This window comes from Chryseobacterium lathyri (assembly GCF_019970085.1).
Lineage (GTDB): Bacteria > Bacteroidota > Bacteroidia > Flavobacteriales > Weeksellaceae > Chryseobacterium > Chryseobacterium lathyri.
This window is the reverse complement of sequence record NZ_JAHXYG010000004.1, coordinates 160,059-184,174: the sequence shown is the minus strand read 5'-3', so window position 1 is coordinate 184,174 and position 24,116 is coordinate 160,059. Positions and strand designations below refer to the sequence as shown.

The 24,116-nt window shown below is 37.1% G+C and carries 26 protein-coding genes; 16 read left to right on the top strand and 10 right to left on the bottom strand.

Annotated features, from left to right (window positions below):
• The first annotated feature begins 29 nt into the window (after positions 1-29).
• Complete coding sequence (locus tag LC418_RS13820) at positions 30-467, top strand: Rid family detoxifying hydrolase (protein WP_223559555.1); 438 nt, start codon at positions 30-32, stop codon at positions 465-467.
• Positions 468-559: 92 nt separating this feature from the next.
• Here the strand turns inward: LC418_RS13820 and LC418_RS13815 are convergent, their stop codons facing one another.
• Complete coding sequence (locus tag LC418_RS13815; protein ID WP_111953246.1) at positions 560-1,315, bottom strand: SDR family oxidoreductase; 756 nt, start codon at positions 1,313-1,315, stop codon at positions 560-562.
• A gap of 233 nt (positions 1,316-1,548) precedes the next feature.
• On the opposite strand from LC418_RS13815, the gene LC418_RS13810 reads away from it, so the two are divergent.
• On the top strand, positions 1,549-2,013 hold the full coding sequence (locus tag LC418_RS13810; RefSeq protein WP_111953248.1) for a hypothetical protein: 465 nt from the start codon (positions 1,549-1,551) through the stop codon (positions 2,011-2,013).
• 134 nt (positions 2,014-2,147) lie between these two features.
• Here LC418_RS13810 and LC418_RS13805 read toward each other — a convergent pair whose 3' ends face one another.
• On the bottom strand, positions 2,148-2,831 hold the full coding sequence (locus tag LC418_RS13805) for a hypothetical protein (protein ID WP_111953250.1): 684 nt from the start codon (positions 2,829-2,831) through the stop codon (positions 2,148-2,150).
• A 415-nt stretch (positions 2,832-3,246) separates the two neighbouring features.
• Between LC418_RS13805 and LC418_RS13800 the strand changes: the two genes are divergently transcribed.
• Positions 3,247-3,615, top strand: coding sequence for a hypothetical protein (locus LC418_RS13800; RefSeq protein ID WP_111953252.1), 369 nt, complete (start codon positions 3,247-3,249; stop codon positions 3,613-3,615).
• A gap of 16 nt (positions 3,616-3,631) precedes the next feature.
• Here the strand turns inward: LC418_RS13800 and LC418_RS13795 are convergent, their stop codons facing one another.
• Entirely contained in the window at positions 3,632-4,300 is a 669-nt protein-coding gene (locus LC418_RS13795) for a hypothetical protein (protein ID WP_223559554.1), read from the bottom strand.
• Positions 4,301-4,454: 154 nt separating this feature from the next.
• On the opposite strand from LC418_RS13795, the gene LC418_RS13790 reads away from it, so the two are divergent.
• From LC418_RS13790 to hisIE, 11 genes are all read left to right on the top strand, one after another.
• The gene (locus LC418_RS13790) at positions 4,455-5,027 is read left to right on the top strand and encodes a C40 family peptidase (protein WP_223559553.1); all 573 of its coding nucleotides are present in this window, start codon (positions 4,455-4,457) and stop codon (positions 5,025-5,027) included.
• Between the two features lie 136 nt (positions 5,028-5,163).
• Positions 5,164-5,976 carry a 2,3,4,5-tetrahydropyridine-2,6-dicarboxylate N-succinyltransferase gene (locus LC418_RS13785; RefSeq protein ID WP_111953256.1) on the top strand — a complete coding sequence of 271 codons (813 nt, stop codon included), beginning with the start codon at positions 5,164-5,166 and terminating at the stop codon, positions 5,974-5,976.
• A gap of 124 nt (positions 5,977-6,100) precedes the next feature.
• A complete protein-coding gene (locus tag LC418_RS13780; RefSeq protein ID WP_223559552.1) occupies positions 6,101-7,198 on the top strand; it encodes a glycosyltransferase family 4 protein in 1,098 nt (365 codons plus the stop codon).
• 253 nt (positions 7,199-7,451) lie between these two features.
• Positions 7,452-8,309: an ATP phosphoribosyltransferase gene (gene hisG / locus LC418_RS13775; RefSeq protein ID WP_223559551.1), complete on the top strand. Its 858-nt coding sequence runs from the start codon at positions 7,452-7,454 to the stop codon at positions 8,307-8,309.
• A gap of 2 nt (positions 8,310-8,311) precedes the next feature.
• A complete protein-coding gene (gene hisD, locus LC418_RS13770) occupies positions 8,312-9,586 on the top strand; it encodes a histidinol dehydrogenase (protein ID WP_223559550.1) in 1,275 nt (424 codons plus the stop codon).
• Positions 9,587-9,590: 4 nt separating this feature from the next.
• Positions 9,591-10,622, top strand: a complete 1,032-nt coding sequence (gene hisC, locus LC418_RS13765; RefSeq protein WP_223559549.1) for a histidinol-phosphate transaminase — start codon at positions 9,591-9,593, stop codon at positions 10,620-10,622.
• Complete coding sequence (gene hisB / locus LC418_RS13760) at positions 10,619-11,713, top strand: bifunctional histidinol-phosphatase/imidazoleglycerol-phosphate dehydratase HisB (protein ID WP_223559548.1); 1,095 nt, start codon at positions 10,619-10,621, stop codon at positions 11,711-11,713. The genes hisC and hisB overlap by 4 nt, the downstream gene beginning before the upstream one ends.
• A 1-nt stretch (position 11,714) precedes the next feature.
• Positions 11,715-12,293 carry an imidazole glycerol phosphate synthase subunit HisH gene (gene hisH, locus LC418_RS13755; RefSeq protein WP_223559547.1) on the top strand — a complete coding sequence of 193 codons (579 nt, stop codon included), beginning with the start codon at positions 11,715-11,717 and terminating at the stop codon, positions 12,291-12,293.
• Positions 12,294-12,296: 3 nt separating this feature from the next.
• The gene (gene hisA, locus LC418_RS13750; protein ID WP_223559863.1) at positions 12,297-13,019 is read left to right on the top strand and encodes a 1-(5-phosphoribosyl)-5-[(5-phosphoribosylamino)methylideneamino]imidazole-4-carboxamide isomerase; all 723 of its coding nucleotides are present in this window, start codon (positions 12,297-12,299) and stop codon (positions 13,017-13,019) included.
• Positions 13,012-13,764 (top strand): imidazole glycerol phosphate synthase subunit HisF, encoded by a 753-nt coding sequence (hisF, locus tag LC418_RS13745; protein WP_223559546.1) that lies wholly within the window; start codon positions 13,012-13,014, stop codon positions 13,762-13,764. Before hisA ends, hisF begins: the two co-directional genes overlap by 8 nt.
• On the top strand, positions 13,761-14,348 hold the full coding sequence (gene hisIE / locus LC418_RS13740; protein WP_262901799.1) for a bifunctional phosphoribosyl-AMP cyclohydrolase/phosphoribosyl-ATP diphosphatase HisIE: 588 nt from the start codon (positions 13,761-13,763) through the stop codon (positions 14,346-14,348). The genes hisF and hisIE overlap by 4 nt, the downstream gene beginning before the upstream one ends.
• Positions 14,349-14,615: 267 nt before the next feature.
• On the opposite strand, the gene LC418_RS13735 is transcribed toward hisIE, so the two are convergent.
• The 7 genes from LC418_RS13735 to LC418_RS13705 all read right to left on the bottom strand — a co-directional run bounded on the left by LC418_RS13735 (position 14,616) and on the right by LC418_RS13705 (position 20,896).
• Positions 14,616-15,806, bottom strand: a complete 1,191-nt coding sequence (locus LC418_RS13735) for a M28 family peptidase (RefSeq protein WP_223559545.1) — start codon at positions 15,804-15,806, stop codon at positions 14,616-14,618.
• An 82-nt stretch (positions 15,807-15,888) separates the two neighbouring features.
• Entirely contained in the window at positions 15,889-17,073 is a 1,185-nt protein-coding gene (locus tag LC418_RS13730) for a M28 family peptidase (protein ID WP_223559544.1), read from the bottom strand.
• A gap of 26 nt (positions 17,074-17,099) precedes the next feature.
• The gene (locus tag LC418_RS13725) at positions 17,100-18,275 is read right to left on the bottom strand and encodes a M28 family peptidase (protein WP_223559543.1); all 1,176 of its coding nucleotides are present in this window, start codon (positions 18,273-18,275) and stop codon (positions 17,100-17,102) included.
• A 200-nt stretch (positions 18,276-18,475) separates the two neighbouring features.
• Entirely contained in the window at positions 18,476-18,820 is a 345-nt protein-coding gene (gene rplT / locus LC418_RS13720; protein WP_034705993.1) for a 50S ribosomal protein L20, read from the bottom strand.
• 117 nt (positions 18,821-18,937) lie between these two features.
• Entirely contained in the window at positions 18,938-19,135 is a 198-nt protein-coding gene (gene rpmI, locus LC418_RS13715) for a 50S ribosomal protein L35 (protein WP_047453167.1), read from the bottom strand.
• A 179-nt stretch (positions 19,136-19,314) separates the two neighbouring features.
• Positions 19,315-19,884: a hypothetical protein gene (locus LC418_RS13710; protein ID WP_223559542.1), complete on the bottom strand. Its 570-nt coding sequence runs from the start codon at positions 19,882-19,884 to the stop codon at positions 19,315-19,317.
• A 190-nt stretch (positions 19,885-20,074) separates the two neighbouring features.
• Entirely contained in the window at positions 20,075-20,896 is an 822-nt protein-coding gene (locus LC418_RS13705; protein WP_111953282.1) for an alpha/beta fold hydrolase, read from the bottom strand.
• 363 nt (positions 20,897-21,259) lie between these two features.
• On the opposite strand from LC418_RS13705, the gene LC418_RS13700 reads away from it, so the two are divergent.
• On the top strand, positions 21,260-23,467 hold the full coding sequence (locus tag LC418_RS13700) for a tetratricopeptide repeat-containing sensor histidine kinase (RefSeq protein ID WP_223559541.1): 2,208 nt from the start codon (positions 21,260-21,262) through the stop codon (positions 23,465-23,467).
• A 1-nt stretch (position 23,468) separates the two neighbouring features.
• The gene (locus LC418_RS13695; RefSeq protein WP_111953286.1) at positions 23,469-24,098 is read left to right on the top strand and encodes a response regulator transcription factor; all 630 of its coding nucleotides are present in this window, start codon (positions 23,469-23,471) and stop codon (positions 24,096-24,098) included.
• Positions 24,099-24,116: the final 18 nt, after the last annotated feature.

The window sequence follows — 24,116 nt, the reverse complement described above, 5'->3', positions numbered from 1 at the left end:
TTCTTTTTTATCTCATAAAATCAATTAACATGAGCAAATTTATATTTTTACTGTTTTCGCTGACATTGGTGTCATGCAGTATAAAAAAAGAAGTTATGGCGGTAAAACATACTGATTTACCAAACCCCATAGGCCCTTATAGCCATTCAACACATTATGAGAATCTGATATTTATTTCAGGCCAGATCGGATTGGATCAAAAAACAAACAGTTTAAAAGCAGGAATTGAAGAACAGACAGTTCAGATTTTTGAAAATTTAAAGATTATTCTCGAGGACAATCATTCCGATTTTGAACATATCACAAAAACAACCATTTTTATGACCAATATGAAGCATTTTGAAATAGTCAATACAATATATAGCAAGTATTTTCATAATCATTTCCCCGCAAGGAGTACTATTGAAGTAGTGTCTTTGCCTCGAAATGCAAGTATTGAAATTGAATGTATAGCTGTTAAAAAATAAATATTTCAATAAATAAAAATGCTTAAAAAAATGGATAATTAGACTTTGTAATCCTAATTACCCATTATCTGATCCATAAAAGCTAATCCGGCTTATCTTGTTGTATAGCCGCCGTTTGCAAAAATAGTCTGGCCTGTAATCCACCAGCCGTCAGTCACTAAAAATTCTACCAGCGGAGCGATGTCATTAATATTCGTCAACCCACCTAATGCTGATGCTGATTTGTGATAAGCTACTGCATCTTCACTTTCCTGTCCGTAGAAGAAAGGCGTATCCATTGGACCTGGAGCAACAGCTGTTACAGAAATTCCTCTGGCTCCGAATTCTTTAGAAGCTGCTCTTGTAAAATGTTCTACCGGAGCCTTGGCGCCTGCATAAGTGGAATATAAACCTGTATAAGCTGCCAGTAATGAAGTTACAATAGTACAGATTTTACCATTATCATTTAGCTTTTTACCGGCTTCCTGTAAAAAGAAATAGGCTGATTTGGAGTTGATTCCGAACATTTTATCATATTCTTCTTCAGTAGTTTCTGTAAACGGTTTTTTCAATACCATACCCACTGTATTGATCGCAATATCAATACCTCCGAATTTAGCAATAGCTTCATCAAAGAATTTAGTAACGTTTTCCACTTTGGTGAGATCACCCTGAAATAAAAATGCTTCTGCTCCTAAAGCCTGAGCTTCAGATAAAGTTTTTTCACTTTCTGCTCTAGAGCTTTCGCTGTTGTAATGTATGGCAAGTTTTGCTCCTTTAGCTGCAAAATCTTTGCTTAGTAATCCTCCCAGATTTTTACCTCCTCCGGCAATTAATACAACTTTGCCCTGTAAATTATTTTTCGACATAATATTGTTTTTAATTTTTGTACATACAAATATGACTATTTAGTTATGTCTAAACATGGTGAACTTTTCAGAAGTTGTTAGAAATTCCGAATTTATTTGACCTTGCTTGAAATTAAACCCTGCTATGACCGAAAATTCAATTCATTTGAACTTACAGTAATGCATAATTATAATTCTTGATTTAAGTAATACGAAGAGTATAAACTCATGTCAAAAAAACATATTTTTACATAATGCAATTAATATTACATGAAGAATCTTTTTCAGCACCCCAATGGCTAAAAATAATAGTGTACATTTTGAGCCCTGCTTTAATATTGCTGGGAATTACTTTATTAGTGTTTAAAGATGCAGTCGGGGAGGTTATTTTTTTGGTTCCCTTGATATTTCTAATTGCTGTTTCTATGTTTTTTTATACCAGGCTAAAATTGGTTATTTCCGATAAAGGAATTTGTTTTACCGGTGGACTGAGGAAACATGTTATTTCCTGGAACGATATTATAAAAGTAGATATGGTTAGATTAGGAAAATACAAAACACCCAAAGTAATCATCCATTATTCTGACAGAAAACTGGAACTGGATAAAGGTTTCTATCTCAAAGTAAAGTTCAGCAAGATTTTATTGCTTTTAGAGACGAAAATTACTCCGGAATTATTTACGGAACAATATCAGGATATCCGCCGTAATATTAAATAATATATCGATTTAGTGATTATTGGCTGTCTTTGCAATGATCTATAAATTTTAACTAGAAACTAGAATTATGCATTCTCAAAAAAAAATAGCCGCATAATAAAATACAGCTATTTTCTTTCTATAAAAAATGTTTACTAGTTACTTCTTGAGCGTGATATAGATAAGAGATAGACAAGATGGGCAAACATACTTCTTTTCACAGACTCTACTTTGATATCACCAGTTGTCTGATTGATGGTGGTTACCAGATCCGCATTACATTGCCCGGAGAAGGATCCGCTTCCCAAATAGTTGGCCGCATTCGCAACAGGGTAGGAGATTCTGGGATAATCGGGGGCAACCTGTTCAGCGGCTGTTAGTCCGCCTACATAACCTTTATTATCAATAAAGCGCGCAGCCCAGGTTCCCAAAAACTGTCCATTACCCGTATTAATAGTTTGCCCTACCACGATTTGAGTATCTATTGCCTTCGTAAAACCAGCACATGAGCTATAATGATTTACACTAACCGTGCAGGAAGAGGCATTATCAGTCGGTTGGAAACATTTTCCTTCATAAACGGTCAGCCTTTGTTCAGCAGGAGACATGGAGGTGTTTAATAATGCTTTCGGAGAGAAAATTTCTTCAGGTGAAACTAACGTTAAAACTCCTTGCGGATCTGCAGCAACTATTTTTCTTTCCGCATTGGCAAGCCCTCTCACCCGAACCAGCCCGTTGACATCCAGGGTATGGGTAGGTGATTCTATATTAATCCCTACCTGTGATTTCACACCGCCGGAAAAGGCTATTGCAACAAAAAATATTAATCCTGTTTTCATCTTATTATTTGAATTTTAATAGTTATTTAGATTTTTCACTAAAGTAAGAAATATTTATAATCTTGAAGATAAATTTCATATAAATTATTTCTGGCAGGAAAAAAATCATGAAAAGTTGAGTCGTGTAATAATTAATTAAAGTAATTGCTATTGAAATAATGAAATACCGCACCTATTTTTAATATCTTACCGTGTAATTGCTTGTTTCCATTTAGTAAATAATTGTATTTTAGCCAAAATATGCAGCTTATTCATAAAAATATAAACAGCTGATTAAAATTCAGACAATCTGAATCAAAAAAATTAGTAGATTTGCACGGAACAAGCCAAAATACTTATTCAGTTTTTCTATTTCTAAAGTAGAAGATGAATAAATAACAATAAAATTTGATTAGCTTATAAACTATTAGAAACTATGAAGAAACTTTTTTTACTTCTTTTAACAGCCTTTTTATTTATCGGATGCAGCTCTGATGATGATACTATTTATGATTATATAGGAACATGGTCAGGAAAATATACCGGAAGCGATGATGGAACCTGGAATCTTGTGGTTGCCAGTGACGGGAAGGTAACCGGAACAATGCATTCTACAGTCAATGACGAAAATTATAACATTTCCGGAAATTTAACTGATACCGGAGATCTTACTGCTGTAGTCGGGCTTCCTTCCGATGGAGAATTCAAAGGAACTCTTTCAAGAGAAAAAAATGGAAACGGAAATTGGTCAAACGCTGTTCCTACACCGGCTAGATCCGGAACCTGGACAGGAAACAAACAATAAACAGAAAGCCTGCAGATTAATCTGCAGGCTTTTTTATTTCAATAAATCCCATATGGGTAGTTTCTCCCTTACTTCTAAGCACTAAAAAACAGAGTAGGAGCCCGGCATCCTGAAAATGCCTCCTAAAACGGATTTCTGCATCCTGCTTTACCAAAAGTTGATCTTCAAAATATTCAGCAGAATATATTTCCAGATCCGGGTGTATGGTGATTATTACTATTTCATCTGCTGGCAGATTATCCGCTACATTCAGGACCATATCTTCCTTTTCTTCAAAAACAAAAAAATCACTGCTGAAATTCTTTTTATTTCCAAATTTAAATTCCTTGAGAAACGTCATTCCTCTTTCAGTAAGAAGGCCGTTGTGCACGGTTCTTTTTCCTTTCTCTGAAACAGCATCATAATCCTTAATCACGGTCATCAGTTTCGCAAACCTTTGGTAGAGCAGAGGCTCACCGGTTTCCTTAATATAGTTTTCAATACAGCTTCGTATCGTTTTTCCTGCTTTCGAACAATGCCCGAATTCAGAACTGTTCTGCCTTACTTTTTCATAAGTAGGACTTTTCTTGAAAGCCGTTTTATTGAATCCACTTTTCTTCCGTACCACATTTTTCCCGTTCAGGCTGTAAAAAACCAGATCGCCTACGCTTCCATTGATCTTTATTAAACTTTCGTACGTTGCCATATCACAAAATTGGACTCAAATATACTAATAAATATATGAAATTATAATTTTAACATATATTTATTATATAGTTGTAGTATAGTTATACTATAGTTAAAATATAAAAATGTATATTTGCCATATAATTAGTTACTTCATTTAAAATCAGATGACTATGATACCGGGATTATTTGAAAAAAACTTAAGAATAAAGCAGCTTTCCGTTCTTATGATTGCCTCTGTTATTGCAGTTTCCTGCGGATCTTCAAAGAAGGTATCTTCAAAAAAAAATACAGGAAATAAAACTGTTGTAAAAACTGAGAATCTCAGAAAACTAGATTCAAAGTTTAACGGAAGCATTTCCAGATCAGTCAGCGATATCCTGAAAGATGCTGAAAAATATATCGGAACGCCTTATAGATTTGGAGGAAATACATCTTCAGGTTTTGACTGTTCAGGATTCACCGTAAAAGTTTTTGAAGAAAATGATTTCTCCCTTCCGCGAAGATCATCAGACCAGGCCGATGCTGGTAAAAAGATTGACATCAAGGAAGTAAAGCCCGGAGATCTGCTTTTCTTTGCAACAGCCGGAGGAAGTAGGGTTTCCCATGTAGGTATTGTTCACGATATCGGGGCAGATGGAGAAGTGAAATTCATCCATGCTTCAACTTCAAAAGGGGTGATTATCTCTTCATTAAACGAAAAATACTGGAATAAAGCCTATCTCCACGCTCAGAGAGTACTATAACTAAGACTATTATTTGTGAATAACAGTATGCAGGGTCTGTGACTTAACTTGTATACTATGACAATCTTTTGTATTTTTGGCCTTCAGAACTGTGGGAAGCTGCAGGGATAATTTATACTAAAATCAAACAAGAAACATGTCGTTACAACAAACTATTGAAAACATTTGGGATAATAGAGATTTATTACAGAACGAAGACAGCAAGAAAGCGATAAGAGAAGTTATTTCTTTATTGGATTCAGGAGAACTTCGTGTTGCTGAGCCTACAGAAAACGGATGGCAGGTGAATGAATGGGTGAAGAAAGCCGTAGTAATGTATTTCCCGATTCAGAAGATGGAAACTATTGAAGTAGGTCCGTTTGAATTTCATGACAAAATTCCTTTGAAGAGAAATTATGCCGAAAAAGGAGTAAGAGTTGTACCGCATGCAATTGCCAGAGAAGGATCTTTCGTTGCTTCAGGAGTGATTTTGATGCCGTCTTACGTAAATATCGGAGCTTATGTAGATTCAGGAACTATGGTTGATACCTGGGCAACAGTAGGAAGCTGTGCACAGATCGGTAAAAATGTTCACCTGAGTGGTGGAGTTGGTATCGGTGGTGTATTAGAGCCTTTACAGGCAGCTCCTGTTATCATTGAAGATGATTGTTTCATCGGCTCAAGATGTATCGTTGTAGAAGGTGTTCACGTCGAAAAAGAAGCCGTATTGGGTGCTAATGTTGTACTGACTGCTTCTACAAAAATTATTGACGTTACAGGTGACCAGCCTGTTGAGATCAAAGGAAGAGTTCCTGCCCGTTCAGTAGTAATCCCGGGAAGCTACACAAAACAGTATCCTGCAGGAGAATACCAGGTTCCATGTGCATTGATTATCGGCCAGAGAAAAGAATCTACAGATAAAAAAACATCCCTTAATGATGCTTTAAGAGAGAATAATGTAGCCGTATAAGCTGTGTTTTCCCTAAATTTTAAAGTTTCATTTTAAAATTTATATAATAAACCCTGAATAGTCATTTAGGGTTTATTTTATTTATACCTTTAAACAGTTAAAAAAGCTTATTAAAAACTTTGATATGAAAATTGCCTTCGATGCAAAACGTTTTTTTCACAATACGTCCGGATTGGGCAATTATTCAAGAGACCTTGTCAGGATTCTTTCTCAATACTATCCTGAAAACGAATACCTGCTGCTGAACAAAAACAGTTCAGAGAGAGGTAAAGAAATCCTGGAAAAACCAAATGTCCGGTTTGTATCTACCTCAAAAGGAAATCTTTCCCGACAGCTTAAAATGGGAAAAGATGCCCAAAAACAGGGAGCAGATATATTTCATGGTCTTTCCGGTGAACTTCCGTTGAAATGGGGGAAAGAACCTATCAAAAAAATTGTAACGATCCATGACCTGATCTTTATGAGATATCCGCAGTATTATTCCTTCTTTGACCGGAAAATACACCTGTGGAAATTTAAAAAAGCTGCTTCTTCAGCAGATAAGATCATTGCTATTTCAGAACAGACCAAAAGAGATATTATCACCTATTTAAAAGTTCCTGAAAGCAAAATTGAAGTTATTTACCAGGGATGCCACAAAGCTTTTAAAGAACAGCAGTCTAATGAATTTACTCAGGAGGTAAAGGGAAAGTTCAGTCTTCCGGAACGCTATATTTTAAACGTTGGAACCATCGAAGACCGTAAAAACCTTCTCAATATTGTTAAAGGAATCAGCGGAACAGATATTCCGCTGGTTGTTGTTGGAAGAAAGACTAACTACTACAAAAAAGTAGAAGCCTTTATCAGGAAGAACAAAATGGAAAAACAGGTGATCTTCCTGGAAGGGGTTTCCATGGATGAATTAGCTGTAATTTACAAACTGGCAGACATCTTTGTGTACCCGAGCTTTTTTGAAGGCTTTGGAATTCCGGTAATAGAGGCCCTTTTTTCAAAGACAGTGACAATCACAAGCAATGCCAGCTGCTTGCCGGAAGCAGGAGGAAAAGACTCCGTTTACATCGATCCTGCCAATTATCTCGATATCGGTGCCAAAATAAAATTTCTCTGGGAAAATGAATCCGAAAGAAAACGCCGTGCAGAAAAGAGTTTCGAGTTTGTTCAGAAATTTAATGACGAGCCTATTGCCAAGCAATTGATGGATCTCTACAAAAAAAATCTGTAAAAAAACTTTGCAGTTTAAAAATAAATCCTACATTTGTACCACAATTCAAAACAATGAAACCGAATTTTTTAACACTTCATCATTACTATCATCATCTCTGCTAAGACGGAATTGGTTGATAGAAACATGTGTTAAAATCAAAAAATAATTAAAACCGTCTGAGTAAACAGACGGTTTTTTTGTTTCCCGGATTCTTCCGGACGTATCCAACAGATCAGTTTTCATTTACTCAGATTTATCTTAAAATAATACAATGAGTAAATTAAAAATTGCGATTCAGAAAAGTGGCCGGCTCTACGAAGATTCTCTTCAGCTCCTCAAAGACTGCGGTATTTTTGTTAACAACGGGAAAGACCAGCTAAAAGTTTCCGTAGACAACTTTCCCATGGAGATCATGTATCTCAGAAATTCAGATATTCCACAATACCTTGAAGACGGGGTGGTAGATATTGCCATTGTCGGCGAAAATCTCTTAGCTGAAAAACAGAAAAATATCCAGATTGTCCAGAAGCTTGGATTCTCAAAATGCCGTGTTTCCTTAGCCGTTCCCAAAGATGTGGAAACCGATGATCTTTCCTACTTTCAGGGTAGAAAAATCGCTACCTCTTATCCCAATACCCTTAAAAATTTCCTTGAGGAAAAAGGAATTGCTTCCGATATTCACATTATTTCCGGCTCAGTGGAAATTGCCCCGAATATTGGTCTGGCAGACGGCATCTGTGATATTGTAAGTTCCGGAAGCACACTGTTTAAAAACGGATTAAGGGAAACCGTTACGATTCTGACATCAGAAGCAGTTTTAGCAAAAACCTCTTTGCTCGATACTCAAAAAGAAGCCATTCTGGATAAATTCCTGTTCAGAATTAAATCCGTATTAAAAGCCAAAAATTCGAAATATATCCTCATGAATGTTCCTGATGATAAAATCAGCGATATTGCTTCGGTTCTTCCCGTATTGAAAAGCCCTACCGTCATTCCTTTAGCTGAAAAGGGCTGGAGCAGCATCCATTCCGTAATTGACGAAGAAAGATTTTGGGACGTGATTGATGAACTGAAAGAAAACGGAGCCCAGGATATACTCATTATTCCAATCGATAAAATGGTTATTTAATTATGAAAATATACAGATATCCTGAAAAAAAAACATGGACGAATCTTGTACAACGACCTGTTTTTGAGCGTAAAGAAATATCCGGGCTTATTGCAGAAATATTTGAATCTGTCGAAAAATATGGGGATCAGGCACTTATTCAATTCAATAAAAAATTTGATAAAGCAGTGACTCCACAAATCAGAGTGTCAGAAACCGAATTGGCCAATGCAGAAAATGAAATTTCTGAAGAGTTAAAGAAGGCTATTCAGCAGGCAAAAGAAAATATTTCAAAATTCCATGCTTCCCAAATTGTAGAAACACAAAAAATTGAAACGGTAAAAGGAGTAATCTGCTGGAGAGAAAACCGTGCAATTGAAAAAGTAGGTATCTATATTCCGGGAGGCACAGCACCTTTATTTTCAACAGTCCTCATGCTTGCAGTACCAGCGAATCTGGCAGGATGTAAAGAGATTATTCTTTGTACGCCACCGGATAGCAAAGGGAATATTAATCCGGCTATTCTGTATGCAGCGAAGCTTTGCGGTATTACAAAAATCTTTAAAACCGGAGGAGCACAGGCCGTTGCAGCGATGGCTCTGGGAACAGAAAGCATCTCAAAAGTGTATAAAATTTTTGGACCCGGAAACCAATTTGTCGTTGCAGCGAAAGAATATGCACAGCGTTATGGTGTGGCGATTGATATGCCTGCGGGTCCCAGTGAAGTTCTTGTTATCGCAGATAATAAAGCCGTTCCCGGGTTCTGTGCAGCAGATCTGCTGTCGCAGGCAGAACACGGAAGTGATAGCCAGGTCGTGTTTATCACCACAGATTATAAGATTTTTACAGAAACCGTTGAAGCCGTTGAAAAGCAGATCAAAAAGCTTCCGAGAAATGAGATGGCCGGTCAGGCGTTGGATCACAGTCTTTTTATTCTGGTCAATTCTATTGATGAAGCTCTGGAATTCAGTAACCTGTACGCTCCGGAACATCTTATTCTTGCGTTGGAAGATTTTAATCAATATGTGCCAATGATTGAAAATGCAGGATCCGTTTTCCTCGGAAATTATTCCTGTGAAAGCGCCGGAGATTATGCCAGCGGAACCAATCATACACTGCCAACCAATGCTTATGCAAAGAACTACAGTGGGGTTTCTCTTGACAGCTTTGTCAAAAAAATTACCTTTCAGCATTTGTCTAAAGAAGGATTAAAGAAAATAGGAAAAACAATAGAAATAATGGCAGAAGCCGAAGGCCTTATTGCCCACAAAAATGCAGTATCTATCAGATTAAAATAATATAATGAAAGAATTTAACCTCAATACTTTAGTAAGAAAAAATATACTGAGCCTACAGCCTTACATCAGTTTCAGAGATCATAATGAATTCAAGGCTCCTGTAATGCTGGATGCGAATGAATGTCCGTTCGGGGAATTCAACAGGTATCCGGATTCTACACAAAAAAAACTTAAGAAAAAGCTGGCAGAACTTAAAGACGTTTCATCCAATCAGATCGCACTAGGGAACGGAAGCGACGAACTGATCGATCTGATCATCAAAATTTTCTGCGAACCTAAAAAAGATGCTATTCTGATGATGAACCCTTCATTTGCTATGTATGCCTTTTACGCTGCAGTGAATGAAAATGAAGTTCTCAAGCTGAATCTGGATGAAAATTTTGAAATGGTAAAAGATGACTTTTTAAAGATTACAAAAGAACGTGAGATTAAAATTTTCTTCCTGTGCTCACCGAATAATCCGACGGGAAATAGCGTTGAGGATATCGAATTTTTCGTTCAGAACTTTGATGGTATTGTTGTCATTGATGAAGCCTATATTGAGTTTTCAGGAAACAAATCTGGAATTGAACTGCTGAATAAATACTCCAACTTAATTGTTTTGCAGACATTTTCTAAAGCCTGGGGAACAGCCGGAGCGAGAGTAGGAACTGCTTATGCATCCGAAGAGATTATTCGCCTGATCAATACAGTGAAAGCTCCTTATAATGTGAATGTCCTAAGCCAGGAAGTTATTTTAAACCTTTTGGACGATAAAAATAAGCTTAAGGAAAATGTTGATAGTATACTCAAGGAAAGAGCCTGGCTGGAAGAGCAATTTAAAGCCATTGAATGTATCGTAAAAGTGTTTCCAACGGATGCCAATTTCTTCCTGATTAAAATGAAAAATGTTGAAGAAGTGTACAATGGAATGCTTGAAAAAGAAATTCTTACCAGTAAAAGAGCACCTGCGATCCCGGACTGTATCAGGATCAACATAGGAACCCGTGAAGAAAACGAAAAATTAATCAATGTTTTAAAAGCAATTGCATCATGAAAAAAGTACTCTTTATAGACCGTGACGGAACTCTTATTATAGAACCGCCAGAAGATTTTCAGGTAGATTCGCTGGAAAAGCTTGAATTTTATCCCGGAGTTTTTCAGAACCTTTCCAAAATTGTTAGGGAAATGGATTACGAATTGGTGATGGTAACCAATCAGGATGGTTTAGGAACAGAAAGCTTTCCCTATGAAGATTTTATCAAACCACAGGAAAAAATGCTGAAGACCTTTGAAAACGAAGGAATTATTTTCAGCGATATTCTGATCGACAAAAGTTTTGAGCATGAAAACCTTCCTACGAGAAAACCTGGCATTGGAATGCTTTCAAAATACATTTACGGAAGTTATAACCTTGAAAATTCTTACGTTATCGGAGATAGGATGACAGATGTTCAACTTGCTCAAAATTTGGGAACTAAAGCTATTTTTATCAATGAAAGCTTTAATGAAAATGCTGCACTTACAACAACAGATTGGTCTGAGATTTATCGCTTTTTAAAGCAGGAATCAAGAAAGGCTAAAGTCTACAGAAAGACCAATGAAACTGAAATTGATATTGAAATAGATCTCAACGGGAAGGGAATTGCAGAAATTTCAACGGGACTTCATTTTTTTGATCATATGCTGGACCAAATCGCCAGACACGGAAATTTAGATCTTAAAATTAAAGTTAAAGGAGATCTTAATGTGGATGAGCATCACACTATTGAAGATACAGGAATTGCTTTAGGAGAGGCTTTTGTAAAAGCGCTGGGTAATAAAAAAGGGATTGAAAGATACGGGTTTCTGCTTCCGATGGACGATTGTCTTGCTCAGGCTGCCATTGATTTCGGAGGCCGGCCATGGATTGTTTGGGATGTTGATTTCAAAAGAGAAAAAATAGGGGATGTCCCGACAGAAATGTTTTTTCACTTTTTCAAATCATTTACAGATTCTTCAAAATCCAATCTGAACATAAAAGCGGAAGGCAGTAACGAGCACCACAAAATAGAAGCTGTTTTCAAAGCATTTGCAAAAGCCGTTAAAATGGCGGTGAACCAGTCGGACAGCAGTTTTAATTTACCATCAACTAAAGGAAGCTTATAATATGATTGCACTAATAAAATATAACGGGGGGAATGTAAGCTCGGTCCAGAATGCTTTGGCCAGGCTCGGTATTGGTTCCATCATTACAGATGATCCTGAACTCATCTTAAAAGCTGATAAAGTTATTTTTCCGGGTGTTGGGGAAGCTTCTTCAACAATGAAAGTCCTTAAGGAAAAAGGTCTTGATACGCTTCTTCCAAGTTTGAAACAGCCTGTTTTGGGAATCTGCTTGGGAATGCAGCTGATGTGTGGTGATAATGAAGAGGGTAACACAAAAGGAATAGGAATTTTTGATGTGGAAGTTAAACAGTTTCCGCCCGAAAATCTGGTTCCCCATATGGGCTGGAATACTATTTCCGGGCTGAAATCTCCACTTTTTTCAGGAATTGAAGATAACAGTGATCTTTACTTTGTTCACAGCTATTATTGTGGGCAATCAGCGTCTACCGCTGCGGTATGTGACTATATTCTGCCGTTCAGTGCTTCCTTGCAGAAAGATAATTTTTTTGCGGTACAGTTTCACCCGGAAAAATCTGGGGTAACGGGCAGCAGAATATTAAACAACTTTATAAAATTGTAAATGATGAAGATTATTCCAGCTATTGATATTATTGACGGAAAATGTGTCCGCCTATCAAAAGGAGATTATTCTACCAAAAAAATATACAGTAAAGATCCTGTAGAGATTGCCAAAGAATTCGAAAGCTTTGGAATCCAATTTCTTCACCTTGTTGACCTTGACGGAGCTAAATCTAAGCATATCGTGAACCAAAAAGTCCTGGAAAATATAGCCAGGGAAACCTCTCTTCATATTGATTTTGGAGGTGGATTAAAGACCGGGGATGACATAGAAATTGCTTTTAATTCAGGAGCAAAGCAGATCACTCTCGGAAGCATTGCCGTACAGGACCCGGAATTCTGTTTTGAAATGATTCAAAAATATGGCAATGACAAGATCATTTTAGGGGCTGACTGTGAGAACAGAAAGATCAAAACGTCCGGATGGCTGGAAGAAAGTACTTTAGATATCATAGGCTTTCTCCTTCAGTATCAGAAAAAAGGAATCAGCCAAACGATCTGTACCGATATTTCAAAGGATGGAATGCTGGGAGGGCCATCTACAGATCTATATAAAGAAATATTGGGTAAAACCTCAGTAAAGCTTATGGCCAGCGGTGGAATTTCCTGTATGGAAGATGTGTACAGCATGAAGGAAATCGGATGTTCAGGAACAATTATCGGAAAGGCTATTTATGAAGGAAAAATAAGTTTACCACAACTTCAGAAATTTATTGAAAATGCTTAAAAAAAGAATCATTCCCTGTCTGGATATTAAAGACGGAACAACGGTAAAAGGAATTAATTTTGAAGGGCTCCGGAATGCCGGAGATCCTGTTGAGTTTGCGGTGAAATACGAAATGGAAGGGGCTGATGAGCTGGTTTTTCTGGATATTACGGCAACTCTGGAAGACAGAAAAACATTTGCAGATCTGGTAAAGAAAATTGCCCGGGAATTGAGCATCCCATTTACAGTAGGTGGCGGAATTTCTTCTGTGGACGACGTTAGGAAGCTTCTGGAAGCTGGAGCAGACAAAATCAGCATCAATTCTTCTGCCGTTAAAAACCCGCAACTGATCTATGACCTTGCCAAAGAATTCGGAAGCCAATGCGTGGTTGTAGCTGTTGATACCCGGTTTACAGATGGATCAGATCTTGTATACGTCAGAGGTGGAAAACAGGCTACCAGCTTAAATACTGTAAACTGGGCAAAGGAAGCAGCTTCTTTGGGAGCCGGAGAAATCTTGTTGACCTCGATGGATGGTGACGGAACAAAAAACGGATTTGATATCCGCATCACGAAGCTGGTTTCGGAAGCTGTTTCTATCCCTGTGATTGCTTCAGGGGGAGCTGGAAGCGCAGATGACTTCATTAAAGTATTTGATGAAACAAAAGCAACAGGAGCTCTGGCAGCCAGTATTTTCCATTTCAATGAAGTGCCCATTCAGGAATTAAAGCAATACTTAAAAAATCAAAAAATACCCGTACGATGAAAATAGATTTTGATAAAAATAACGGACTTGTCCCGGTCATTATCCAGGACAGCAGAACACAGCAAGTACTCATGTTAGGTTACATGGATGAGGAAGCTTATAAAAAGACGGAAAAGGAAGGTATTGTCACCTTTTTCAGCCGTTCTAAAAACAGGCTTTGGACTAAGGGAGAAGAATCGGGCAATTTTCTGACCGTAAAAAACATAAGTATAGATTGTGATCAGGACACCATTTTGATTCAGGCCGTTCCTACAAATACAGTCTGCCATACCGGAAGCTTCAGCTGTTTCGGTGAAAAAGAAAGCAAAGGATTTTTATATGAATTAGAAGCAAAAATTGCTGAAAGAATAGATCATAAGACAGAAGATTCTTATACATATGCTCTTTATCAGAGAGGCATCAATAAAATGGCTCAGAAAGTAGGAGAGGAAGCTGTAGAACTGGTTATTGAAGCCAAAGACAGCAATGATGATCTTTTTAAGAACGAAGCGGCAGATCTGCTTTACCATTTCCTGATCCTGCTTAAGGCAAAAGGATTTGAGATGGAGGATATTGAGACCATTCTTCTAAGCAGGGATAAATAGACAGGGAAAGTATACACTGTGGGAAGAATAAAACGAAGGCTTAGAGTCGAATCGATTTCTGATCGATTCCTCCTTTGCGACCCTTAAGAATATATGGGTTCGGTTTAAGAAATATTGATCGTATCTGTCTCCATACTAATCCAGGAATAGTTTATTAGAAAAGGAAATTAAAAAACTGACTTATAGTTTTGATTTTAAATTCAAATTAGATTAAATTAAAAAGCAGGAAAGATTTTTCCTGCTCACATTTCATATTTAATTTTTCAATTATCTTTCAATCAGAATTTTTCGTACAGCAGTCTGTCCATCAGCTTTAATAACGCCAATATAAGCTCCTGCGGCCAGTCCTGAAACATTGACTGTCTTTTCATTAGCCGCCTTAAGAAGTGATTTTCCTGAAAGATCTGTAATTTCGAAGCTGAAATCTTTTCTGCCGGTATCGGGAAGATCAATATTGATGGTATCTTTAGAAGGATTGGGATAAATGGATAGGATTGTTTCAAGAGAATGATTTGAAGCGGTTTCCTTTGCTCCCAGTACGATGGAACTTACCGAAGTGGCAACTGCAAAATGCTGTAGTGCTCCAACCGTTGCTTTTCCTATTTTGTAAATATAAACAGGGTCTGTATTGGCAAAAGTATCATCAATGGAATGCGGGTAAGTACTTCTTATTCTTTCAAAAAAGCCAGTGATCACTTCTCCTTTTCTTTCAAATGGGATGTAATCTGTATCCTCTGCAGGATCCACAGCCGTCAGAAGAGGGGAATATAGTGCCGTACAGTTTCTGAGCTGCTGCGTTACTGCTGCCGAAGCGGCATTATTGCTAGTTGGCCCAGCCTGATCCTGATCACAATATACCGTATTATTGTTGTTGCCCATAACACCGCCTACCTGGTCAAGATTGAATACCAGCTTGATATCCAATACCCTTGTCCCGTTCTGATAAGCTACATTATTAGCGTAATGGGTGCTTCCTCTCAATCCCTGTTCCTCACCGGAAAAATGGATGAATTTAATTGAATATTCCGTAGGAACATCTTTTAAAATCCTTGCAGCTTCTAAAATAATAGAGGTTCCGCTTCCATTATCATTCACCCCAGGGCCGTAGATACTGTCAAAATGCCCGCAGATGATCACATACTTATTAGGGTAAACCGTTCCCGTTTTAGTAATGACCAGATTTTTAGAACTTGTACTCCCAAATGTGAAAGGATCTTCTACGATCTGGCTGGCAGAATATCCAAATGAAGTATACTTATTTTTCAGCCAGGTTAATGCATTGGCATTTTGGAGTGAACCCGTAGTTTTGATGCCCAGGTTTGAGAACTGCTGTAAATTCGTGGTAATATTGGTTTGTGAAACCAGATTGGCCCTGTCCTGATAAGCCTGTATAAAAGTCTGGGCCTTACTGCTGAATACTGCAAGACAAACAGACAGCATGGTGATTGTTTTTTTCATTTTAATTAGTTTAAGATTGTGGTGATTGGTGTGAATCTGAACAATAAAAATCCTGGATAAATGCCGGGACTTTAAGGTGTATTTACTTTTCAATAATGATCTTTCTGGTAACACTTGAACCTTCGGTTTTAACAGTGCATAAATAAATTCCGTTGTTTAAATGTGAAACATTCACCTGAGACCGGTTTTCTACTTTCAATAGAGAAAGTCCTTTTAGATCGGTAATTTCAACGGTGAAATCTTTTATTGCTGGATCAGGTAATTCTACTGTTAAAATATCCTTCGCCGGGTTTGGATAAATTTTTACAGATTCCAATAATTTTACTGGCTTTTCTTTACCTGCAGAAACGGCTGTAACGGTTGAAGATGCTGTTGCAAAATGCTGCATGGCACCTACCGCAGCTTTGGCTACTTTAAATACATAAACAGGATCTACATTAGCAAAAGTATCGTTCACCGTATGTTCAGTATAACTTCTTGTATATTCGTAAAAACCGGTGATCACATATCCTTTTTGTTCAAAAGGCATATAATCTGAGGAATAGGCGTTGGAAATACTGGTCTGAAGAGGAGAGTACAGGGTAGTGCATGTTGCCAGTTGCTGCGTAACAGTGTTGGAAGCTGCATTGTTTCCAGACTGGCCTGCAGTATCTCTTTCGCAGATGATTTTACTGTTGAGATTGCCTAGTTTACCACCTACCTGATCAAGATTAAAGACTAATTTGATATCCAGCTTTTTCACCCCGCTTTGGTACGCAACATTGTTGGCATAATGAGAACTTCCATATAAGCCCTGTTCTTCTCCTGAGAAATGAATAAACTTGATGGAATATTCCGTAGGAATATCTTTTAGAATTTTAGCTACCTCTAAAATAACCGAAGTTCCGCTTCCGTTATCATTGGTTCCAGGACCAGTAATCGTATCGTAATGTCCACAGATAATCACATACTTATTAGGATACAAAGTCCCAGTTTTGGTAATAACCAGGTTCTTGGAGCTTGTACTTCCAAAAGTGAATGGATCCTCTACAATCTGGCTGGCAGAATATCCGTAAGAGGTATATTTGTTCTTGATCCAGGCCAGGGTATTGGCATTATTCAATGATCCCGTCGTTTTTATCCCTAAATTGGAAAATTCCTGAAGATTGTTTGTTATGCTGGTCTGCGAAACCAGATCGGCTCTGTTCTTATAAGCCTGAATGAGAGTTTGGGCACTGACGTTTCCGGCCGCTAATGCAGCCCATAAAAAGATGGTACGTTTTTTCATATTAAATATTTTGGGTTGGTGTGTGATTATTTTTCTATAATGATTTTTTTTGTGATGCTGTTTTTATCGGATTTTACAGTGACCATATACGCTCCGTTTGCCAGACCGGAAGTATTCATTTTCTTTTCGTTTTCTGCATTTAAAATTAAGCGGCCATTCATATCACTAATTTCTACCTTAAAGTGACCGAGGTCCTTTGGCAGCTCAATATTTAGAACATCACGGGCCGGATTAGGATAAATCCTGATTGCTTCTAATGAATTTTTGGTCTGTACATCATCTGTTGCCAGGGTAACGGTTGAAGCTACTGCAAAATGCTGCAATGCGCCCAAAGCCGCTTTTCCGACATTAAATACATAAACAGGATCCACATTGGCAAAAGTATCATTAACGGTATGTTCGTTATAGCTTCTGGTTGTTTCGTAAAATCCTGTGATAATGTCCCCTTTATTTTCAAATGGCATATAATCCGAACTATAGGCATTTGACATGGTCGTCTGAAGCGGTGAATATAAAGTGGTACAGGTAGCCAATTGTTGTGTCATCGCCAATGATGCTGCGTTATTACCGGTTTGCCCGCTCTGATCGCTTTCACATTTAATATTATTATTTACATTCCCCAGTTTTCCTCCAACCTGATCGATATTGAATACAACTTTCAGATTAAGCTGGCGTACATTATTCTGGAAAACAACATTATTGACATAGTGTGTACTTCCCAAAAGATTCTGCTCTTCACCGGAAAAATGAATAAATTTCACAGAATATTCTGTAGGTACATCTTTTAAAATTCTGGCTGCTTCCAGCATAATAGAAGTTCCGCTGCCATTGTCACTTACTCCGGGGCCAACTATGGTATCATAATGACCACAGATGATTACATAAGTGTCTGGATAGACGGTTCCTGTTTTGGTGACAATTAAATTTTTTGAAGTGTTGCCGTTATAGGTGAAACTGTCTTCTGTGATCTGGCTTACATCATACCCGTAAGACTGGTATTTGGTTTTGAGCCAGTTCAGTGCATTTGTATTTTCTACGGTACCAGTCGCTTTTACACCAAGATCTCCAAAATTCTGTAGGTTTGCTGTAATATTGGCTTGGGATATCTTATCAACCCTTGTTTGATAAGCCTGTATAAAATTCTGGCCCTGAAGACTGTAAGCTGATAAAGAAAGGAGTAAAAGAGTCGTTATTTTTTTCACTTTTAACTAAAGATTTATAGATTTAATAATTCAGCAAATGTAGATAATAAAAATCAATTTATTTTATCCAAAATGAAAACTTTCTAATATGATTTTATTTTTTAATCTGCTTTCCGAAACACGAAATTCCTTTAATTTATATGGATATAAAAAATCCCGGACATAGCCCGGGATTTATATTGATAACAAAAAATTCTACATTATTTTACTTGATCTACAACTGCTTTGAAAGCTTCAGGATGATTCATTGCTAAATCAGCTAAAACTTTTCTGTTAAGCTCTACGTTGTTCTTTTTAAGAGCTCCCATAAACTGAGAGTAAGACATTCCATGCTCTCTGGCACCCGCGTTAATACGAGTAATCCAAAGTGATCTGAAGTTTCTCTTTTTCTCTTTTCTTCCACGGTAAGCATATTGCATTGCTTTTTCTACCGCGTTTTTAGCTACAGTCCAAACGTTCTTTCTTCTACCGAAAAAACCTTTAGCTTGCTTAATAATTTTCTTTCTGCGAGCTCTTGAAGCTACTGCATTTACTGATCTTGGCATAATTTAAATTGTTTTTTTGAAAGGGGCGGCAGTTAAACTGCTCTTAGTGGCACCATTTCAGGGTTAAATTGTTGAATTTGTTTGAATTCTTATAAACCGAATATAGATTTATAAAAACTACTTAATGGCTAATTGACGTAGAACGCTTTTTGTATCCACAGCAGCAACGTAAGAAGTCTGCGTAAGATTTCTCTTCTGCTTAGTTTCTTTCTTAGTTAAGATGTGGCTTTTGAAAGCATTCTTTCTTTTAATCTTCCCAGTTCCGGTAAGTTTAAAACGCTTTTTAGCACCTGATTTCGTTTTTAATTTTGGCATTGTTCTGCTTTTTTATTGTTTTGTTATCAATATCTTGTCCTTGATTCCTGCAATACAGAGGAATTACAGTTTGCAAAGATACAAAAAAAATCAATCCAAACTTTCATTATCTGTGATTTTGTCAGATATAAATATAAAAAGCCGTTTCTCAATGAAACGGCTATAAATAAAGGTTTTTATTATAAGAAGTCTTCAACGATGATATCGTTTCTTTCTTCATTATTTCCACCTAAAATAACTTTAATTCTGAATCCTGAAGGAATTGCAGCTCCGGTTCTTGAATAAAGCTGAAGCTTAACGTGCGGATTGGCTACATAATAGTTAACTGCGGTATTGGAACTCCAAAGAGCATTTCCGTCTCTGTAAATCACCATATTTCCATCGTTTTGTACAATAAGCCTAGGAGTACCTGAGCTTCTGTAGGTATTGGAATGCCAGATTACATTAGTTAGACCTGGTCTTTCCCTGTACAGAACAAGATTATTGTCCGTCTGCATGATAAATTTGTAAGTGCTACCGCCGTATTCCATAGTGATGGATTGACCGGCTTCTAATATCTGCGGATGGTTGGTGCTCTCTTTTAAAAGGGTATAGCGTGTAAGATCCAAAATACGGGATTCATTGTTTTTACCTGCCATGTTGTGCTTTTCATTTTGCACATTCGTATTTACATTGTCAAGAACATCATCCTGAGCGCAAGATGCAAGAAGCATCGTAAGACTTAATAAAGTCAGTAATTTAATTTTCATAGGTTATGATTTAACATTGCAAAAATAGTAATTATAATATTAAATCACAATTGTAAGATTAAATTAATGTAAACAAATCCTTTATTAATGGTAGTTTTAAATTAAATTTAACACACTATTAAGTGTATTTTAAATATTAAACCGCCATTTTTTTCAAATGACGGCTTTAAAATATTATAATGTAAATTGATTATGATTGAAAAAATGATAATAAATCTTTATTGATCGTTTCTGCTTCTGTAGTAGGCATTCCATGTGGAAATCCGGGATAAGAAATTAATTTTCCGTTTTTAAGAAGGGTAGCGGCAACCTTGCCGGTAGTTTCAAATGGTACAATCTGGTCATCTTCACCATGTAATACCAAAACCGGTACCTCTACACTTTTAAGGTCTTCTGTGAAATCTGTTTCAGAGAAAGCTTTAATACAGTCATAATGAGCTTTGATAGATCCATTCATTCCTTGTCTCCACCAGTTCCTTTGGATACCTTCAGAAACTTTAGCTCCTTCTCTGTTATACCCGTAAAAAGGGAATGTAAGATCAATATAGAATTGCTGTCTGTGATGAGCAGTATTATTACGGATATCATCAAAAACAGACATGGGTACACCATTCGGATTGTTTTCGTTTTTAACCATAATTGGCGTAACGGCACTTATTAAAACTGCTTTTGCCACTCTTCCTTTTCCATGCTGTGCCACATATCTGATCACTTCACCACCTCCGGTAGAATGTCCTACATGGATAACATCTTTAAGATCCAAAGCTTCTACAATTTCTGCAACATCAGAAGCATAGGTGTCCATATTATGTCCTTCTGCAGTCTGTTCAGATCTTCCATGGCCTCTTCTGTCATGAGCAATAACTCTGTAGCCCTGTTCCAGGAAAAACAGCATCTGCGCATCCCAGTCATCACTGGATAATGGCCATCCGTGATGAAAAAATACAGGCTGTCCTTTTCCCCAGTCTTTGTAATAAATTTCAGTTCCGTCTTTTAATGTAAGTGTGCTCATTGTTTTGTTTTTTATGATTAATAAATGAATAGTGTTTATATATCACAAATGTATATGGAAAATATTTGCAATATGTTGATCTAAGATAATATATTGATTAAAATATAAAGCAACATAATGCATTATTAACGCTAAATTAATAGAGCATCTAAGGAAAACAGTATCCTTTTACGATTAAAGTATAACTGATAAAACGGAATAAACTAAAAAACCCCATTATCAGGGATATTTTTATCTAATACCTTTGATTATCTTTAACTCAACGATTATGGCCTGAGAAACACTGTTTCGAAACAGGTTAGCGGGTATTTCCCTATATTTACGTTTTTTAATTGAATAAAACTTAATAGAGACAAGAGTTTGATGTACAGACTGTTACTTATTTTTACTTTATGTATTTGTCCGTTTTTTGCTCAGGCACAGAATGTTTTAAGCAAATTAGAAAAGGAATATGACCATGCTTCAAAAAATACAACAGAGCAATTAAATCTGGCTCCCAAATTCGCTACTGCTTTATTTTTCCATAAATTTAAATCTAGATCTTACCAGATTTTAGAAACAAGCATTCCCATTGCAACCAAACAGGCCGATGGAAAATACGCTACCATTTTGTATGCTGTACAGGCTATGAATTATCGGCTTGATAATAAAGAAGCTGAATCTTTAAAAAGCCTGGACATGGCAAGGATATATAGTTTAAAAACGAGCAGCAGCGAAGTTAAAGGCTACTTCCAGTATGCAAAGGGCTGGATTCTGATCCGTAATAATAAAACGGCCGATGCTGTTGCTGCTTACTTAAAAGCCATCGACTATTACGAAAACTCGCCCACAACTTCTACACTGTACGGAAGATTTGGCAACGCGGCTAAAGAGTTGTCCACTATTTATTCTAACCTTAATGAATACCAGCTGGAAGAAAAATACAGTAAACAGTTTTTGCTGTTGGCATCCAGGCAAAATGATCCTAATCTCATCTTCGATGCCTATATGCGGATGGGTTACGTATATGAACAGAAATACGCTCAAAATCCATCGGACACAGCGTTGAGAAATAAGGCAGAACAATATTATTTACAGTCTATTGCAACTTTCAACAAAAATAAAGAGGCTATGCTCAACAGGAGCAGTCTTTCATATGCCGCCATCAATTTAGCGAATTTATATACTGAGTTTAATAGAGATAAGGCGATGCAATATGCGCAATTAGCCAATAGTGTGAGCCTGGAAACCGGTGATGCCATTCATATTGCTTCTTCATTTGGGATTTTGGCAGAACTGGCCCTACAGAGTAAAAATTATGATTTAGCCAAGTCTTACTTTCTAAAAGCCTCTATGGAAATTGAGAAAAGCCCGGTCAGAGATCATAATATAGAATTATCTATTCTTGAATCTTTATCCCGAATTAGCGAAGAACAAGGCAATTACAAAGAAGCGCTGACATACTATAAAAGCTATGTAGATAAATACAAAAGTATTTACGATCAGGAAAAACTGGATATTACCAAAAGGCTGGAATCGCAGTTTGATAAAGAACGACAGGAACAGAAGTACATAAAGCTCCAGCTGGAAAGTGATAAAAAAGCACAAGAAATCAGGTTGATCAATATTCTTCGGGCACAACGTGAACAGGTTTACAACAATTTAAAACTGGTGGAAGAAAATCAGCGGGAACGACTGAAATTTTCAGAGCTTGAATCGGAGAAAAAAGAGCAGCAACTCCGGTTGGCAAAATTAGAAACCAAGCAAAAAAACAATGACATCAGCAATTATAAAAAGCTTTTGACATTCAAGGAAAAGATCAATACTTATTACATTATTTTTATCTTTATTTTCATCGTTTTGATCGTCTTATTGCTGTATGCCTACAAGCAACGTGCAAAATCGATGAAGCAAAGAGACGAGCTGCATGCCTTAGCCATGGAAAAAGAGAAACAGAATTCAAAAATATCTACGCTTACTGCATTGTTGGAGGGACAGGAGCAGGAGCGAGGCCGTTTAGCCCGCGATCTTCATGACGGATTGGGTGGTTTGCTTTCTGGAACTAAACTTCAGCTTTCTTCTTTAGATCTCCATCAATCCGAAAATATAGAGGATGGAATTTCAAAATCAATTAACCAGATTGATGGTGCTGTGGAAGAGCTGAGACGTGTAGCACATAATTTAATGCCCGATTTATTAATGAAATACGGTTTAGAAGCAGCTATCCAGGAATTTGCCACTCGCATGTCCAACAGCGCATTAGACATCCATACCGAATTTATTAATTACAGTAACTCCATACCAGAAGACAAGCAACTGATCTTATACAGGATCATTCAGGAATTGGTCAATAATGCCATAAAACATGCCGATACTTCTGAAATTATTATTCAGATAAGTGAAGAAGAAAATGTATTACATCTTACGGTGGAGGATAACGGTAAAGGTTTTGACCCTGCAAGCTTAGACGTAAGAAAAACGGCAGGTTTTCATAATATAGAATCAAGGGTCCAGTTTTTAAAAGGAACGATGAACATCACCTCCGAATTGAATATCGGGACCAGTATAGAACTTCAAATTCCTATTCATTAACATGATAAAAGTAGCCATAACAGACGATCATCCACTTCTATTGGAAGGATTAAAGAATATTTTAGGAAACAGCGATACGATAGATGTAGTAGATTGTTTCAAAAGCGTTTCAGAAATGAATGCAGGCCTGGCAAAACAGGCTGTCGATATTTTGTTGCTGGATATTAATCTGGTAGATACCAACAGTATCGAACTCATAAAACCTTTAAAGAAAAAGTACGGGAATCTCCGGATTATTATGCTTAGCGTTCATAATGAGCTGCCTGTGATTAACAGCACTCTGGCTGAAGGTGCTTTGGGATACATCCAGAAGAATGCTTCAGTTTCCGAAATTCTTGAAGGTATTAATGCTGTATATGCAGGTAACCGGTTTTTATGCTCGCAAACCAAGTCTGTTTTGGAGAAAAAATCCGCGGATGGGCTACATCAGGTTCCAAAACTGACGAGAAGAGAAAAAGAAATTTTAGCCGAAGTAGCGAAAGGACTCACGACCAATCAAATGGCAGAAAAGCTTTTCATCAGCCCGCACACCGTAGAAAGTCACCGGAAAAACCTTATTGAAAAATTTCAGACTTCTAATCTTAGTTCAGCCATTAAACTGGCCATAGAATACGGTTTGATTATCGAATAGATAGGACTCTTGTGAACT